This is a genomic window from Streptomyces sp. NPDC052114 (genome assembly GCF_040680155.1).
Classification (GTDB): Bacteria; Actinomycetota; Actinomycetes; order Streptomycetales; family Streptomycetaceae; genus Streptomyces.
In genome coordinates this window covers 1-14,483 of record NZ_JBFAWC010000018.1, presented here as the reverse complement: position 1 = coordinate 14,483, position 14,483 = coordinate 1, and the positions used below count along the sequence as shown (strand labels likewise).

Annotated in this window: 6 protein-coding genes, 1 tRNA gene and 1 rRNA gene; 2 read left to right on the top strand and 6 right to left on the bottom strand. The window is 69.7% G+C overall.

Annotated elements, in window-relative coordinates:
- Positions 1-38 precede the first annotated feature (38 nt).
- From AB0L89_RS32150 to AB0L89_RS32140, 3 genes are all read right to left on the bottom strand, one after another.
- Positions 39-2,822: a DNA translocase FtsK gene (locus AB0L89_RS32150; RefSeq protein WP_365148861.1), complete on the bottom strand. Its 2,784-nt coding sequence runs from the start codon at positions 2,820-2,822 to the stop codon at positions 39-41.
- A gap of 146 nt (positions 2,823-2,968) precedes the next feature.
- The gene (locus AB0L89_RS32145) at positions 2,969-3,652 is read right to left on the bottom strand and encodes a response regulator (RefSeq protein WP_069886868.1); all 684 of its coding nucleotides are present in this window, start codon (positions 3,650-3,652) and stop codon (positions 2,969-2,971) included.
- A gap of 244 nt (positions 3,653-3,896) precedes the next feature.
- The gene (locus tag AB0L89_RS32140; RefSeq protein ID WP_365148857.1) at positions 3,897-9,398 is read right to left on the bottom strand and encodes a HAMP domain-containing protein; all 5,502 of its coding nucleotides are present in this window, start codon (positions 9,396-9,398) and stop codon (positions 3,897-3,899) included.
- Positions 9,399-9,671: 273 nt separating this feature from the next.
- Here AB0L89_RS32140 and AB0L89_RS32135 point away from each other — a divergent pair, with 273 nt between their 5' ends.
- On the top strand, positions 9,672-12,356 hold the full coding sequence (locus AB0L89_RS32135; RefSeq protein ID WP_365148854.1) for a SpoIIE family protein phosphatase: 2,685 nt from the start codon (positions 9,672-9,674) through the stop codon (positions 12,354-12,356).
- A 134-nt stretch (positions 12,357-12,490) separates the two neighbouring features.
- On the opposite strand, the gene AB0L89_RS32130 is transcribed toward AB0L89_RS32135, so the two are convergent.
- Positions 12,491-12,563 (bottom strand) — tRNA-Thr (locus AB0L89_RS32130).
- A gap of 117 nt (positions 12,564-12,680) precedes the next feature.
- On the opposite strand from AB0L89_RS32130, the gene AB0L89_RS32125 reads away from it, so the two are divergent.
- Complete coding sequence (locus AB0L89_RS32125; RefSeq protein WP_365148851.1) at positions 12,681-13,604, top strand: PHB depolymerase family esterase; 924 nt, start codon at positions 12,681-12,683, stop codon at positions 13,602-13,604.
- 7 nt (positions 13,605-13,611) lie between these two features.
- On the opposite strand, the gene AB0L89_RS32120 is transcribed toward AB0L89_RS32125, so the two are convergent.
- Both AB0L89_RS32120 and rrf read right to left on the bottom strand, forming a co-directional pair.
- Positions 13,612-14,331 (bottom strand): DegT/DnrJ/EryC1/StrS family aminotransferase, encoded by a 720-nt coding sequence (locus AB0L89_RS32120; RefSeq protein WP_365148848.1) that lies wholly within the window; start codon positions 14,329-14,331, stop codon positions 13,612-13,614.
- Between the two features lie 59 nt (positions 14,332-14,390).
- Positions 14,391-14,483 (bottom strand): 5S ribosomal RNA (gene rrf, locus AB0L89_RS32115); the annotation flags it as partial.

Below are 14,483 nucleotides of genomic sequence, written 5' to 3'. Positions count from 1 at the left end.
TTGCCCGGCGATCCCTTACGGGTGAGCCTGCCCCGCCCTCAGGGGTGAGCCTCCCCGCGGATCACGGCGAGCACGCCGTCCAGCTCGTCAGGTTTCACAAGAACGTCACGAGCCTTTGAGCCTTCGCTGGGCCCGACGATGGAGCGCGACTCCATCAGGTCCATCAGCCGCCCGGCCTTGGCGAAGCCGACGCGCAGCTTGCGCTGGAGCATGGACGTCGACCCGAACTGGGTGGAAACGACCAGCTCAGCGGCCTGGCACAGCAGGTCGAGGTCGTCGCCGATGTCCTCGTCGATCTCCTTCTTCTGCTTGGTGCCGACGGTGACGTCGTCGCGGAAGACGGGGGCCATCTGGTCCTTGCAGTGCTGGACCACCGCGTGGATCTCGTCCTCGGTGACGAAGGCGCCCTGCATACGGGTGGGCTTGTTCGCGCCCATCGGCAGGAACAGACCGTCACCCTTTCCGATGAGCTTCTCGGCGCCCGGCTGGTCGAGGATGACGCGGCTGTCGGCGAGCGAGGAGGTCGCGAAGGCGAGGCGGGACGGCACGTTCGCCTTGATCAGGCCGGTCACGACGTCGACGGAGGGCCGCTGCGTGGCGAGCACCAGGTGGATGCCGGCGGCGCGCGCGAGCTGCGTGATGCGCACGATCGAGTCCTCGACGTCGCGCGGCGCGACCATCATCAGGTCGGCGAGCTCGTCGACGATCACCAGCAGATACGGATAGGGCTGCAGCTCGCGCTCGCTGCCCTCGGGCGTCTTGAGCTTGCCGTCGCGCACGGCCTGGTTGAAGTCGTCGATGTGGCGGTAGCCGAACGCCGCGAGGTCGTCGTAGCGCAGGTCCATCTCGCGTACGACCCACTGGAGGGCCTCGGCGGCCTTCTTGGGGTTGGTGATGATCGGCGTGATCAGGTGCGGGATGCCCTCGTAGGCGGTGAGCTCGACGCGCTTGGGGTCGACGAGGACCATCCGCACGTCCTCGGGCGTCGCTCTTATCATGATCGAGGTGATCAGGCAGTTGATGCAGGACGACTTGCCGGAGCCGGTGGCTCCGGCGACCAGGATGTGCGGCATCTTGGCCATGTTGGCCATGACGTAGCCGCCCTCGACGTCCTTGCCGAGCGCGACCAGCATGGGGTGGTCGTCCTCGGCCGCGTCCGCCAGGCGGAGCACGTCACCCACGTTGACCATCTCGCGGTCGGTGTTCGGGATCTCGATGCCGACCGCGGACTTGCCGGGGATCGGCGAGATGATCCGCACGTCCGGGGACGCGACCGCGTACGCGATGTTCTTGGCCAGCGCGGTGATCTTCTCGACCTTCACGGCGGGGCCGAGCTCGATCTCGTACCGCGTGACCGTCGGGCCGCGCGTGAAGCCGGTGACGACGGCGTCGACCTTGAATTCCGTAAACACGTTCGACAGCGAGTCCACGACCGCGTCGTTGGCGGCGCTGCGGGACTTGCCGGGGCCGCCGCGCTCCAGGAGGTCGAGCGAGGGCAGCGCGTACGTGATGTCCCCGGCGAGCTGGAGCTGCTCGGCGCGCGGCGGCAGATCGCGGGTGGCGTCGGGCGCGGCCTTGGTGAGGTCCGGCACGAGGCCGTCAGAGGGCGTCTCCGGCTTCTTCTTGAGCTTGCCGGGCACCGGCGCGTCCGTGGCGCGCGCGGTCGGTACAGGGGCCGCACGCTCCTGCTCCTCGCGCCGTTCGCGCTCCTCCCGCTCCCCCGCGACGCCCTGCGTCAGATCGGCGACCAGCGGCGAGGGCGGCATGCCGTGCAGCACGGCGCCGTCCAGCGCGGCGGCCGCTGCGGCGGCCACGTCCACGGCGTCCATCGGCCGGTCCATGTCCGGCTGCACGGAGGCCCTGCGCGGCCTGCGGCGCTTGGAGAGCGCCTCCTCCTCGGCCAGGTCGGGGGCGTACTCGGTGGGGGCGGCCGTGCGCCGGCGCGAGGACCGCGCGGGCAGCGCCTCGCGCCACTGCTCGTCGTAGCGCTCGTCGTCGTCCGTGTACGCGTCGGCCTCGGGCTCGGCCTGGACCACGCCGAGCTTGGTGCCGAGCAGCCGCAGCCGCTGCGGGATGGCGTTGACGGGTGTCGCCGTGACGACGAGCAGCCCGAAGACGGTGAGCAGCACCAGGAGCGGCACCGCGAGGATCTCGCCCATGGTGAAGATCAGCGGCGTGGAGGCGCCCCAGCCGATGAGGCCGCCGGCGTCTCTTATCGCCTGCATGCCGTCACTGCGGGCGGGCGAGCCGCACGCCACGTGGACCTGCCCGAGGATGCCGATGACCAGGGCGGACAGCCCGATCACGATGCGGCCGTTCGCCTCGGGCTTCTCCGGGTGCCGGATGAGGCGTACGCCGATGGCACCGAGCAGGAGCGGCACAAGCAGGTCGAGCCGGCCGAACGCGCCCGTCACCAGGACCTCGACGAGGTCGCCGACCGGTCCGCGCAGATTCGACCAGGTGCCCGCGGCGACGATCAGCGCGATGCCGAGCAGCAGCAGCGCGAGGCCGTCCTTGCGGTGCGCCGGGTCGAGGCCCTTCGCGCCACGCCCTATGCCGCGGAACATCGCGCCGACGGTGTGCGCGATGCCGAGCCAGACGGCGCGCACGAGGCGGTACACGCCCCCGGTGGGACTGGGCGCCGGTTTGGGCGCGGGCTTCTTCGCCGCGGCCTTCTTGGCCGGAGCCTTCTTCGCGGGCGCCTTCTTTGCCGCGGTCTTCTTCGCGGGCGGCTTGGCGGCGGCCTTCTTCGCCGGAGCCTTGGTCGGCGCGGCCGCCTTCTTCGCGGGCGTCTTCTTGGCTGCGGACTGACGTGAGGCCATGGGTGTGAGGTTACCGGTGCGGACCACTGCGGACACGTGTGCCCACTGCTTCACCCGTTTGTGTCGCCCTTGCGGAGACGGTGAACTGACGGGAATTCACCGCACCGCCGGACCCCGGCGCGCCCTCGGTGACGGCCGGCACCTCGTCAGTTCTGCGAGGGCACCGAGGGAGCGCCGCTTCCGGTGCCCGGCTCCAGGGCGTCAAGAGCCCGCCGCAGCCCGGTGAGTTTGCGTTCGAGATGGGCCGCGGTGGCGACCGCGGCGGCATCGGCCGACTCGTCGTCGAGCTGCTTGGAGAGCGCCTCGGCCTGCTCCTCGACGGCCGCGAGCCGCGCCGAGAGCTCGGCGAGCAGCCCCGCGGGCTCCTTCGCGTCGCCCGCGGCGGCCTTGCCGCCGCCCTCCAGCTGGAGGCGCAGCAGAGCTGCCTGCTCCCGCAGTTGGCAGTTCTTCATGTACAGCTCGACGAACACCGAGACCTTCGCGCGCAGCACCCACGGGTCGAACGGCTTCGAGATGTAGTCCACCGCGCCCGCCGCGTAGCCGCGGAAGGTGTGATGCGGCCCGTGATTGATGGCGGTGAGGAAGATGATCGGGATGTCCCGGGTCCGCTCCCGCCGCTTGATGTGCGCGGCGGTTTCGAAACCGTCCATTCCCGGCATCTGGACGTCCAGCAGAATGACCGCGAAGTCGTCCGTGAGTAGTGCTTTGAGCGCTTCCTCCCCGGACGATGCCCGCACCAGTGTCTGATCGAGCGCAGAGAGGATGGCCTCCAGCGCCAGCAGATTCTCCGGCCGGTCATCGACCAGGAGGATCTTGGCCTTCTGCACCATGGCCCGCCCTCCTCGCCCCGGCGGTACACCGGGCGCCGCCCCAGGGGACGACTCCCTTGCGCCGCCCGTCCTTGTGCCGGTCATGGTAGCCGCACCCCGCCTGTCGCCACACCCTGTCACCGCGATGTCACTGTGCACGTAGCAGAAACGCGGTGGGAGACCAGAAGGTTCCCCGAATACCGCCGTTCTACACGGCCTCCGCCACACTCTGTCAGCAACTCCGTGTGACGAAGCCGGTTCTCGGTCACTGTGCGCGCATCCACTGCTCCATCACCGACAACAGGTGATCCGGGTCGACCGGCTTCGTCACGTAATCGGAAGCCCCGGAGTCGATGGCCTTCTCCCGGTCGCCCTTCATCGCCTTCGCGGTCAGCGCGATGATCGGGAGCCCGGCGAACTGCGGCATCCTGCGGATCGCCGTCGTCGTCGCGTACCCGTCCATCTCCGGCATCATGATGTCCATCAGAACGACCGTCACGTCGTCGTGCTGTTCGAGCACCTCGATGCCTTCCCGGCCGTTCTCCGCGTACAGCACCGCCAGGCCGTGCTGCTCCAGGACGCTGGTGAGCGCGAAGACGTTGCGAATGTCGTCGTCGACGATCAGGACCTTCTCGCCGCCGAAGTGGATGCCGCGCCGCGCGGCCGGCGCGTCCTGGGACGGGGTCGGCCACTGCTCCTGCGGCCGCTGCTCCTGGGCCCCGGAGGCCGGCTGCACCGGCAGCGCGGGCGGCTGCTCCGGGGCGGGCGCCACGGCCCGGCGCCGGCGCCGGAACAGCGCGGCGGGCCCGCTCGGCGCCTCCGCGCGCGCCGGGGCGCCCTCGGCCGACTCCTCGGTCGCGGGCCCCTCCTCCAGGGGAGGCAGCTCCGGGGCGGCGGCCGCCGGGGCGAGCTGCGCGTACCCCTGGGGCGGCAGTTCGCTCGGGTGCAGCGGCAAATAGAGCGTGAAGGTCGAGCCGCGGCCCGGTTCGCTCTGCGCGTGGATCTCGCCGCCCAGCAGGCGCGCGATCTCCCGGCTGATGGAGAGACCGAGGCCCGTGCCGCCGTACTTCCTGCTGGTCGTGCCGTCGGCCTGCTTGAACGCCTCGAAGATGACCCGCATCTTGCTGGCCGCGATGCCGATGCCGGTGTCCGTCACCGAGAAGGCGATCAGGTCGGCGTCCGCGTCGCGCAGCGAGCCCGCCTCCAGGAGCTGCTCGCGGATCGCGTCGGGCACGTCGTTGCTGGCGTGCCGGATGACCAACTCGACCGCTCCGGAGTCGGTGAACTTCACCGCGTTCGACAGGAGGTTGCGCAGCACCTGCAACAGGCGCTGCTCGTCCGTGTGCAGCGTCGCGGGCAGCTCCGGGGAGACTCGTACGGAGAAGTCGAGTCCCTTCTCCGCGGTCAGCGGGCGGAAAGTGGCCTCTACGTAGTCGACGAGTTGGACCAGGGCGATGCGCGTCGGGGAGACGTCCATCTTGCCCGCCTCGACCTTCGACAGGTCGAGGATGTCGTTGATCAGCTGCAACAGGTCCGATCCCGCGCCGTGGATCGTCTCGGCGAACTCGACCTGCTTGGGGGTGAGGTTCGCGTCGGCGTTGTCGGCGAGCAACTTGGCCAGGATCAGCAGGGAGTTGAGCGGCGTACGCAGCTCGTGCGACATGTTCGCCAGGAACTCGGACTTGTAGCGCATCGAGACCGCGAGCTGCTCGGCACGCTCCTCCAGGACCTGCCTGGCCTCTTCGATCTCGGTGTTCTTGACCTCGATGTCGCGGTTCTGCTGGGCCAGCAGCTCGGCCTTCTCCTCCAGCTCCGCGTTCGAGTCCTGAAGCGCCTTCTGCCGGTTCTCCAACTCGGCCGAACGCTCCCGCAGTTGCTCGGTCAGCTCCTGCGACTGCTTGAGCAGCACCTCGGTCTTCGTGTTGACGCTGATGGTGTTGACGCTCGTCGCGATCATCTCGGCGATCTGGCTGAGGAAGTCCTTCTGGATCTGCGTGAAGGGCTGGAAGGCCGCCAGCTCGATCACCCCGAGAACGGTCCCCTCGAAGAGCACCGGCAACACGATGACCTGCGCGGGCGGCGCCTCCCCGAGGCCGGAGGCGATGCGCAGATAGCCGGACGGCGCGTTCTCCACGAGGATCGTGCGCCGCTCCTTGGCCGCCGTGCCGATGAGGGTCTCGCCGGGCCGGAACGACGTCGGCATGGACCCCATGGAGTAGCCGTAACTGCCCAGCATCCGCAGCTCGTACGCGTCCTCGTGGTCGCCCCCGAGATCCTTGCCGTCGTCCGTGGGCATCGCCAGGAAGAACGCGCCGTGCTGCGCGGAGACGACCGGCGTCAGCTCGCTCATGATCAGCGAGGCGACGTCCTCAAGGTCGCGGCGGCCCTGCATCAGGCCGGAGATCCGCGCGAGGTTGCCCTTGAGCCAGTCCTGTTCCTTGTTGGCCAGGGTGGTGTCGCGGAGGTTCGCGATCATCGTGTTGATGTTGTCCTGGAGGACCTGGATCTCGCCCGCCGCGTCGACCTCGATCTTCAGGTTGAGGTCACCGCGGGTCACCGCCGTGGCGACCTTCGCGATGGCGCGCACCTGACGGGTGAGGTTCCCGGCCATCTCGTTCACGGACTCGGTCAGGTCGCGCCAGGTGCCGTCGACGTCGCGCACGCGCGCCTGGCCGCCCAACTGCCCCTCGGTGCCCACCTCGCGGGCGACGCGGGTGACCTGCTCGGCGAAGGACGACAGCTGGTCGACCATCGTGTTGATCGTCGTCTTGAGCTCCAGGATCTCGCCCCGGGCGTCGATGTCGATCTTCTTCGTCAGATCACCCTTGGCGATCGCGGTGGTCACCATCGCGATGTTGCGGACCTGACCGGTCAGGTTGGACGCCATCGAGTTCACGGACTCGGTGAGGTCCTTCCACGTACCGGAGACGCCCGGCACGCGCGCCTGGCCGCCCAGGATGCCGTCCGTACCCACCTCACGGGCCACGCGCGTGACCTCGTCGGCGAACGAACTCAGCGTCGTCACCATCGTGTTGACCGTGTCGGCGAGCTGCGCGACCTCGCCGCGCGCCTCGACCGTGACCTTCTTGGTGAGGTCGCCGTTGGCGACCGCCGCCGAGACCTGGGAGATGTTCCGCACCTGGCTGGTCAGGTTGTTGGCCATCAGGTTGACGTTGTCGCTCAGGTCCTTCCAGATGCCGGTGACGCCCGGCACCCGCGCCTGGCCGCCCAGCTGGCCCTCCGTACCCACCTCACGGGCCACGCGCGTGACCTGCTCGGCGAACGACGACAGCTGGTCGACCATGGTGTTGACGGTCGTGACGAGTTCGAGGATCTCGCCCTTCGCGTCGACGGTGATCTTCTTGGACAGGTCGCCCATGGCGACGGCCGTGGTGACCTCGGCGATGTTCCGCACCTGCAGGGTGAGGTTGTTCGCCATGCCGTTCACGGACTGCGTGAGGTCCTTCCAGGTGCCGGAGACGCCCTGGACCTCGGCCTGCCCGCCGAGGATGCCGTCCGTGCCCACCTCGCGGGAGACCCGCGTGACCTGCTCGGCGAAGGCGGACAGCTGGTCCACCATCGTGTTCAGGGTGTTCTTCAGCTCCAGGATCTCGCCGCGCGCGTCCACGTCGATCTTCTGGGACAGGTCACCGCGCGCCACCGCCGTGGCGACCTGCGCGATGTTGCGCACCTGCGCGGTGAGGTTGCCGGCCATGCCGTTCACGGAGTCCGTCAGGTCGCGCCACACACCGGCCACACCCGGCACCTGCGCCTGCCCGCCCAGGCGCCCCTCGGTGCCCACCTCACGGGCCACCCGGGTCACCTGGTCGGCGAAGGCGGAGAGCTGGTCGACCATCGTGTTGATGGTGTTCTTCAGCTCCAGGATCTCGCCGCGCGCGTCGACCTCGATCTTCTGGGACAGGTCACCGCGGGCCACGGCGGTGGTCACCTGCGCGATCTGACGCACCTGCGACGTCAGGTTCCCGGCCATGAAGTTGACGGAGTCCGTCAGGTCCTTCCACGTGCCGCTCACGCCGTCCACGCGCGCCTGCCCGCCCAGGCGCCCCTCGGTGCCCACGTCGCGGGCCATGCGCGTGACCTGGTCGGCGAACGAGGACAGCTGGTCCACCATCGTGTTCACGGTGTTCTTCAGCTGGAGCATCTCGCCGGACACGTCGACGGCGACCTTCTGGGAGAGGTCGCCGTTGGCCACCGCCGTCGTCACCTGGGCGATGTTGCGGACCTGTCCCGTGAGGTTGCGGAAGGCGGTGTTGACGGAGTCCGTCAGGTCCTTCCACGTACCGGCCGCGCCCTGCACCTGCGCCTGGCCGCCCAGCTCACCCTCGACGCCGATCTCCCGCGCCACCCGCGTCACTTCGGAACCGAAGGCCGAGAGCTGGTCGACCATCGTGTTCACGGTGTTCTTCAGTTCGAGCATCTCGCCCGCGACGTCGACCGTGACCTTCTGCGACAGGTCGCCGCTCGCGACCGCCGTGGTCACCTGGGCGATGTCCCGCACCTGCGTGGTGAGGTTGCGGAAGACCGTGTTGACCGAGTCCGTCAGGTCCTTCCACGTGCCCGCCGCGCCCGGCACATTGGCCTGACCGCCCAGCTGGCCCTCGGCGCCGACCTCGTTCGCCACGCGCGTGACCTCGTCCGCGAACGTACGCAGCGTCTCGGTCATCTGATTGATCGTCTCGGCGAGCTGGGCGACCTCGCCGCGCGCGCTCACCGTGACCTTCTGCGACAGGTCGCCGTTGGCGACGGCCGTCGTGACCTGAGCGATCCCCCGCACCTGAGCGGTGAGGTTGCCGGCCATGAGGTTCACCGAGTCGGTGAGGTCCTTCCACACGCCCGCGACGCCGGGCACCTGCGCCTGGCCGCCGAGCTCGCCCTCCGTGCCGACCTCGCGCGCCACCCGCGTCACTTCGGAGGAGAACGACGAAAGCTGGTCCACCATCGTGTTGACGGTGTTCTTCAACTCCAGCATCTCGCCCGCGACATGGACGGTGACCTTCCGCGACAGGTCGCCCTTGGCCACCGCCGTCGTCACCAGCGCGATGTCGCGCACCTGCGCGGTCAGCCGATACGCCATGGTGTTCACGGAGTCCGTGAGGTCCTTCCACGACCCGGACATCCCGCGCACCCTGGCCTGCCCGCCGAGCTTGCCCTCGGTGCCGACCTCGCTGGCCACGCGCGTGACCTCGTCGGTGAAGGTGGAGAGCTGGTCGACGAGGTTGTTGACCGTCCGCCCGACCTTCAGGAACTCGCCGCGCAGCGGGTGACCGCTGCCGTCCGTTCCCGGCGCGCGCAGCTCCATGCGCTGTTCCAGGTCTCCGTCCGCCACCGCGGACAGCACCCGGCCGACCTCGCTGACCGGACGTACAAGATCATCGACGAGCGCGTTCGACGCGTCGATCGCCGCCGCCCACGAGCCTTCGCTCGCTCCGGTCTCCAGCCGTTCCGTGAGTTTTCCCTCACGTCCGACCGTGCGCCGCACCCGCGACAGCTCGCCGGTGAGATGCAGATTACGGTCGGCGACCTCGTTGAAGACCGCCGCGATCTCCGACATGACGTCGTCGCCGGAGACCGTGAGCCGCTTGCGAAAGTTGCCGTCGCGCATGGCCACCAGGGCCACGAGCAGCCGGTTCAGTGCCGCGGCGTCCACCGAGGCGGTCGTCCCGTTGCGCGGTTTGCGCTGTTTGTTCAGGGACTGTCCGTCTTTCGCGCGCGTCTTAGTGCCCCGCGTCGCTGCGCCAGACTCCACTGTGTCCCTCCCGCAAGGGTCGACCGGTACTGCTCGGGTTGTTCTGGGCTCTCCAAGAAGCTTGCCCAGTGTTTCACCATGGCTGAACCAGGCCATAACAGTTCGGCAGCTTCGCACACCGTCCGCACACCCTCCGGGCGGAAACACTGACGACCGGCATCAGCATGGACGGCGAAGGTAAGTAACCTTGCATCCGGCTGTCCAACCACCCCGGTCCTGCCCGGCCAGGGCGTTGGTACACGAACAAACGGGCATCGGAGGGGCGGCCGCACCATGGGTTGGGGAGAACTGGGCGTCGATACAGTCGACACTGCCGATACTCGTACGAGGAGTGCTGTGATCACCGCGCGTGCGGCTGCCACCTTCGACCCCGTCGGGCGTTCCGTCGCGACGGCCCGCTCCTTCGTGCGCGACACCCTCCAGGGCTGGGGCTTCACGGACGTCGTCGACGACGCGGTCGTCCTCACCAGCGAGCTGGTCACCAACGCCGTCGTACACGCCGGCACGGCCGCCGACGTCGAGTGCCTGCGCAGCGAGAGCGCCGTACGCATCGAGGTCTCCGACCACTATCCGGAGCGCGAGATCCCGCTCCAGCAGTCCCCCGTCAACATGGGCAGCCCCGACCGCGAGGGCGGCCGCGGCCTCCAGCTCTGCGCGGCCCTCGCCAACCGCTGGGGCGTCGAGTACACCTCCACGCACAAGCAGGTCTGGTTCCAGCTCGACCTGCCCGACCGCCCCGTCGGCACCCGCGCGGCGGGCCCCTCGCTCCCGGCCGAACTCCTCCCCATCGCCGACGGCAGAGTCCGCGTCGCCGTCGTCCAGATCGACCGCCTCGGCGCCATCGCCGCCTGGAACGAAGACGCGGAAGAGCTCTTCGGATACGCCGCCGAGCAGGTCATCGGCAAGCCGCTCAACGACCTCGCGGCCTGGCCGCACACCCCGGGCACCAGCACCGGCATCGCCGAGGCGCTCCAGCTCTCCCGCTGGGAGGGCAGCTACGGCGTCCGCGGCGCGCACGGCCGCGTCATCCCCGTCTACGCCTCCCACCTGCGCGTCCGCGACACCAACGGCGAACCCTCGACGGTCTGCCTCCTCGTACGCGACGACGAGCGCGCCGTACTCCAGACCCCGCTGCGCCGCGGCTCCCCGGAGCAGGCCACCCTCAGCGAGCCCAACGCCGCGGACCCCTTCGAGGTCTTCATCGGCTCCCCCGCCCCCGACGACCTCGACGGCCTGCTCCAGCGCACCGTCGAGCGCGCCCGGGACATGCTCGACGGCGACGCGGCCTTCCTGCTCCTGGCCACCGACGACGAGACCGAACTGGAGGTCCGCGCCTCCACGGGCCTGCCCTCCGCCCGCCAGCGCTTCGCCCGCGTCCAGGTCGAGGCCTCCCCCGGACGCTACGGCTCCGCCCGCATGCCGGCCGTCCACGAGGACCTCACCGTCGTACCGGGCGCCGTCCCCCTGCTCACCGGCACGGGCATGCGCTCCGTCGTCACCGTCCCGCTGAAGGTAGAGGGCCGCCTCACCGGCTCCCTGGGCGTCGCCGCCGAGGCCGCGGGCCGGTACTCGAACGAAGAGGCCCTGCGCCTGCAGTTCGCCGCCGACCGCATCGCCCTCGCCGTGGAATCCGCGCGCCTGGGCGAGCTGGAAAGACTCCGCCGCGGCTCCCTCTCCTTCCTCGTCGAGGCCTCCGACCTGCTCGCCGGCACCCTCGACCGCGACCAGACCCTGGCCCTCATGGCCCAGATGACGGTCCCCACGCTCGCCACCTGGTGCGCCGTCTACACCATCGCCGACCAGTCGGCCGAGCCCTACCTCTCGTACGTCCTGCACGAGGACGAGGAGCGCATCGACGGCCTCAAGGCCCTCCTCGCCAAGATCGCCCCGCCCGACCCGGTCCCCACCCCGGGCGCCCGCGTCTGGACCGCCCCCTCCGAAGCCGCCCACCAGGCGGCCCTGCGCACCTCCATGCGCAGCCTGGGCCTGGGCGAACCGATGAGCGTGGCCTCCGGCATCGGCACGACCCTCTCCACCGCCTCGGCCGTCGGCGGCGAGACCGTCGTCCTCCCGCTGGTCGCCCGCAACCGCGTCATCGGCATGCTCACGCTCGGCAAGCCCTCCGAAGAGCACTTCCGCCAAGAGATCCTGGAATTGGCCGAAGATCTCTCCCGCCGAGCGGCTCTCGCCCTCGACAACGCCCGCCTCTACTCCGAGCGCATGGCCATCAGCCAGTCCCTCCAGCGCAGCCTGCTGCCCCCGGAGCTCCCCCAGATCCCGGGCGTCGAGGTCGAGGTCATCTACCGCGCGGCCGGCGAGGGCAACGAAGTCGGCGGCGACTTCTACGACCTCTTCCCCATCCGCGACGGCGCCTACGGCTTCGCGATCGGCGACGTCTGCGGCACGGGCCCGGAGGCCGCGGCCGTCACCGGCCTCGCCCGCCACGCGCTGCGCCTGCTTGCCCGCGAGGGCTTCGGCGGCCCCGCCGTCCTGGAGCGCCTGAACGCCGCGATCCTGGACGAGGGCGCCCGCAGCCGCTTCCTCACCCTTCTCTACGGCGAGCTGTGGCCCCAGGAGGACGGCTCGGCCGTCCTGAAGATCGTGTGTGCCGGCCACCCGCTCCCGCTCCGCCTGCGCCAGGACGGCACGGTCGAGCCCTACGCCGAACCGCAGCCGCTGCTCGGCGTCATGGACGACCTGGAGCTGTACGAGCAGACGATGACGCTCGACCCCGGCGACGTCCTGCTCTGCGTGACGGACGGCGTCACCGAGCGCCGCGAGGGCACCCGCATGCTGGGCGACGACGGCCTCGCGGACGTCCTCACGACCTGTACGGGCCTGACGGCCGGCGCGGTCGCGGCCCGGATCATGCGCGCCGTGGAGCGCTTCGCCACGGACGCCCCGTCCGACGACATGGCGATCCTCGCGATGCGCGTCCCCGGCCTGCACAAGGAATGACCACCCCGGGGGCATCTCCCCAGAGATGCCCCCGCCGAAGTCCGCCCCTGAGACACCCCCGCCGGAGTCACTCCACAAGCGCCCCACACAGCACAAAGGCCCCCGCCCAACTGGGCGGAGGCCTTTGTCACTTGAGCCCCCAAGCGGAATCGAACCGCTGACCTTCTCCTTACCATGGAGACGCTCTACCGACTGAGCTATAGGGGCCTGCTTTGTCTTCGCGGTTTTCCCCGCGGCAACGAAATAGATCATACCTGAAATCGAAGCGGCCTCGAACCGCCCCTTCCTCTGGACCGCCCGCACCGCCGCTGCCACGCTGCGCCCATGACCACGCGACGTGGCACGCCCCTGCGAAAGGCCCTGCCCGCGGCACTCATCGCACTCCTTCTGCCGCTCACGGCCTGCGGATCCGGCGACGACGGGGACGCCTCGAACACGAAGCCCACGAAGAAGCCGACGGAAACCCCACGCCCCGGCGACCAGAAGGTCACGCTCTCCTGGAAGGGCGACCAGCGCGTCTACACCGTCCACGCCCCACCCGGTTACACCCGCACCAAGAAGCTCCCGCTCGTCATCGCCCTGCACCCCTATCCGGCCGACGGCCGGGCCGCGGCAGCCATCAGCGGCCTCAGCGCCAAGGCGGACGAGGAGAACTTCCTCGTCGCCTACCCCGACGGCCTCAACCGCGGATTCAACGCCCTGATCTGCTGCGGCACCGAGGACGACGTCGGCTTCATTCGTACGATCACGAAACGGCTGACCGGCACCTGGAACGCCGATCCCGACCGCGTCTACGCGACGGGCATCTCCAACGGCGGCGACATGTCGTACAGGCTCGCCGTCGAACTCCCCGACACCTTCGCGGCCATCGCCCCGGTCAGCGGCGGCTATCTCGGCACCGATGCGGAAAAGACCTCGTACGTACCGAAGACCCCGGTCTCAGTGATCACCTTCCTCGGCGGACTCGACGATCACTACGCCGGGATGAACGCGGGCATCACGTCCTGGCAGAAGCGCCTGTCCTGCAAGCAGGGCAAGCCCAGCACCCTGAAGAACGAGATCAAGAGGACGCGGGCCACGTGCCGTGACGGCTCGGACGTCGTCGTCTACCGGCTGCCCGACATGGGCCACTCCTGGCCGAACGGCGCCGGCGGCGGCATGTCCGACCCGACCGCCGGCGTCAACGCGACAGACCTCATATGGGACTTCTTCGCGTCCCACAGCCGGCAGACCGGCGACGAGGGTTAGAAGCGTCCTAGAAAGCAGGCTGAAGGAGACCGCCGAGCGCGTTGCAGGCGGAGACGACGCGCTGCAGGTCGCGCCGCGACATCGACGCGCCCGCGGGCAGCGCCAGCGTCTCGTCCGCGGCCCGCTCGGTCTCCGGCAGGTGCACGTCCCGCCAGAAGTCCGGCACGCGATGCACGGGAGTCTTCACGGGCACCCGGCAGTCAACTCCCTTGGCGCGTACGGCACGTGCGAACGCGTCCCGGTCGGGCCGCCCGTTCCCCGGCACCCGCACGACGTACTGCTGGTAGGTGTGCCCCTCGCCGCCCTCGGGCGTGACGACGCCGGTGAGCCGACCGGTGAGATACGCGGCATGCGCCCGCCGGCGCTCCAGACCTTCGTACGGAGCCGCCGACTCGCCCTGTTCCAGGACGAGAAGCCCGTGCCGGGTCCCCAGCTCCCGCAGCCGACGCACGTCGGCCTGGTGGCCGAAGCGGTGTACGGCGACGACGGCGGCCGTTCGAGGTGTCATGACGGCGGCGACGGCCTCGGGATCGAGGCAGTACGTCGCCGGATCGATGTCGGCGAAGACGGGCACCGCTCCGGCGAGGACCACTGCCTCGGCGACCTCGGTGCTCCCGAAGGCCGGCACGACGACCTCGTCACCGGTACCGACATCCGCGGCGCGCAACATTCCAACTGTCCCCATGTCTGCGGATGTTGGCTGCGCAACGTGAACAGCAAGTGACACAAAACAAAAAAGAGCTGGTCCCTGAACCGAAGTTCAGGGACCAGCTCTTCATAAGATGAGTTCGGCGGCGTCCTACTCTCCCACAGGGTCCCCCCTGCAGTACCATCGGCGCTGTGAGGCTTAGCTTCCGGGTTCGGAATGTAACCGGGCGT

Coding starts and splice junctions, on each gene's coding strand:
- AB0L89_RS32135 (WP_365148854.1), top strand. CDS start 9,672: ATGGGTTGGGGAGAACTGGGCGTCGATACAGTCGACACTGCCGATACT.
- AB0L89_RS32125 (WP_365148851.1), top strand. CDS start 12,681: ATGACCACGCGACGTGGCACGCCCCTGCGAAAGGCCCTGCCCGCGGCA.
- AB0L89_RS32145 (WP_069886868.1), bottom strand. CDS start 3,652: ATGGTGCAGAAGGCCAAGATCCTCCTGGTCGATGACCGGCCGGAGAAT.
- AB0L89_RS32150 (WP_365148861.1), bottom strand. CDS start 2,822: ATGGCCTCACGTCAGTCCGCAGCCAAGAAGACGCCCGCGAAGAAGGCG.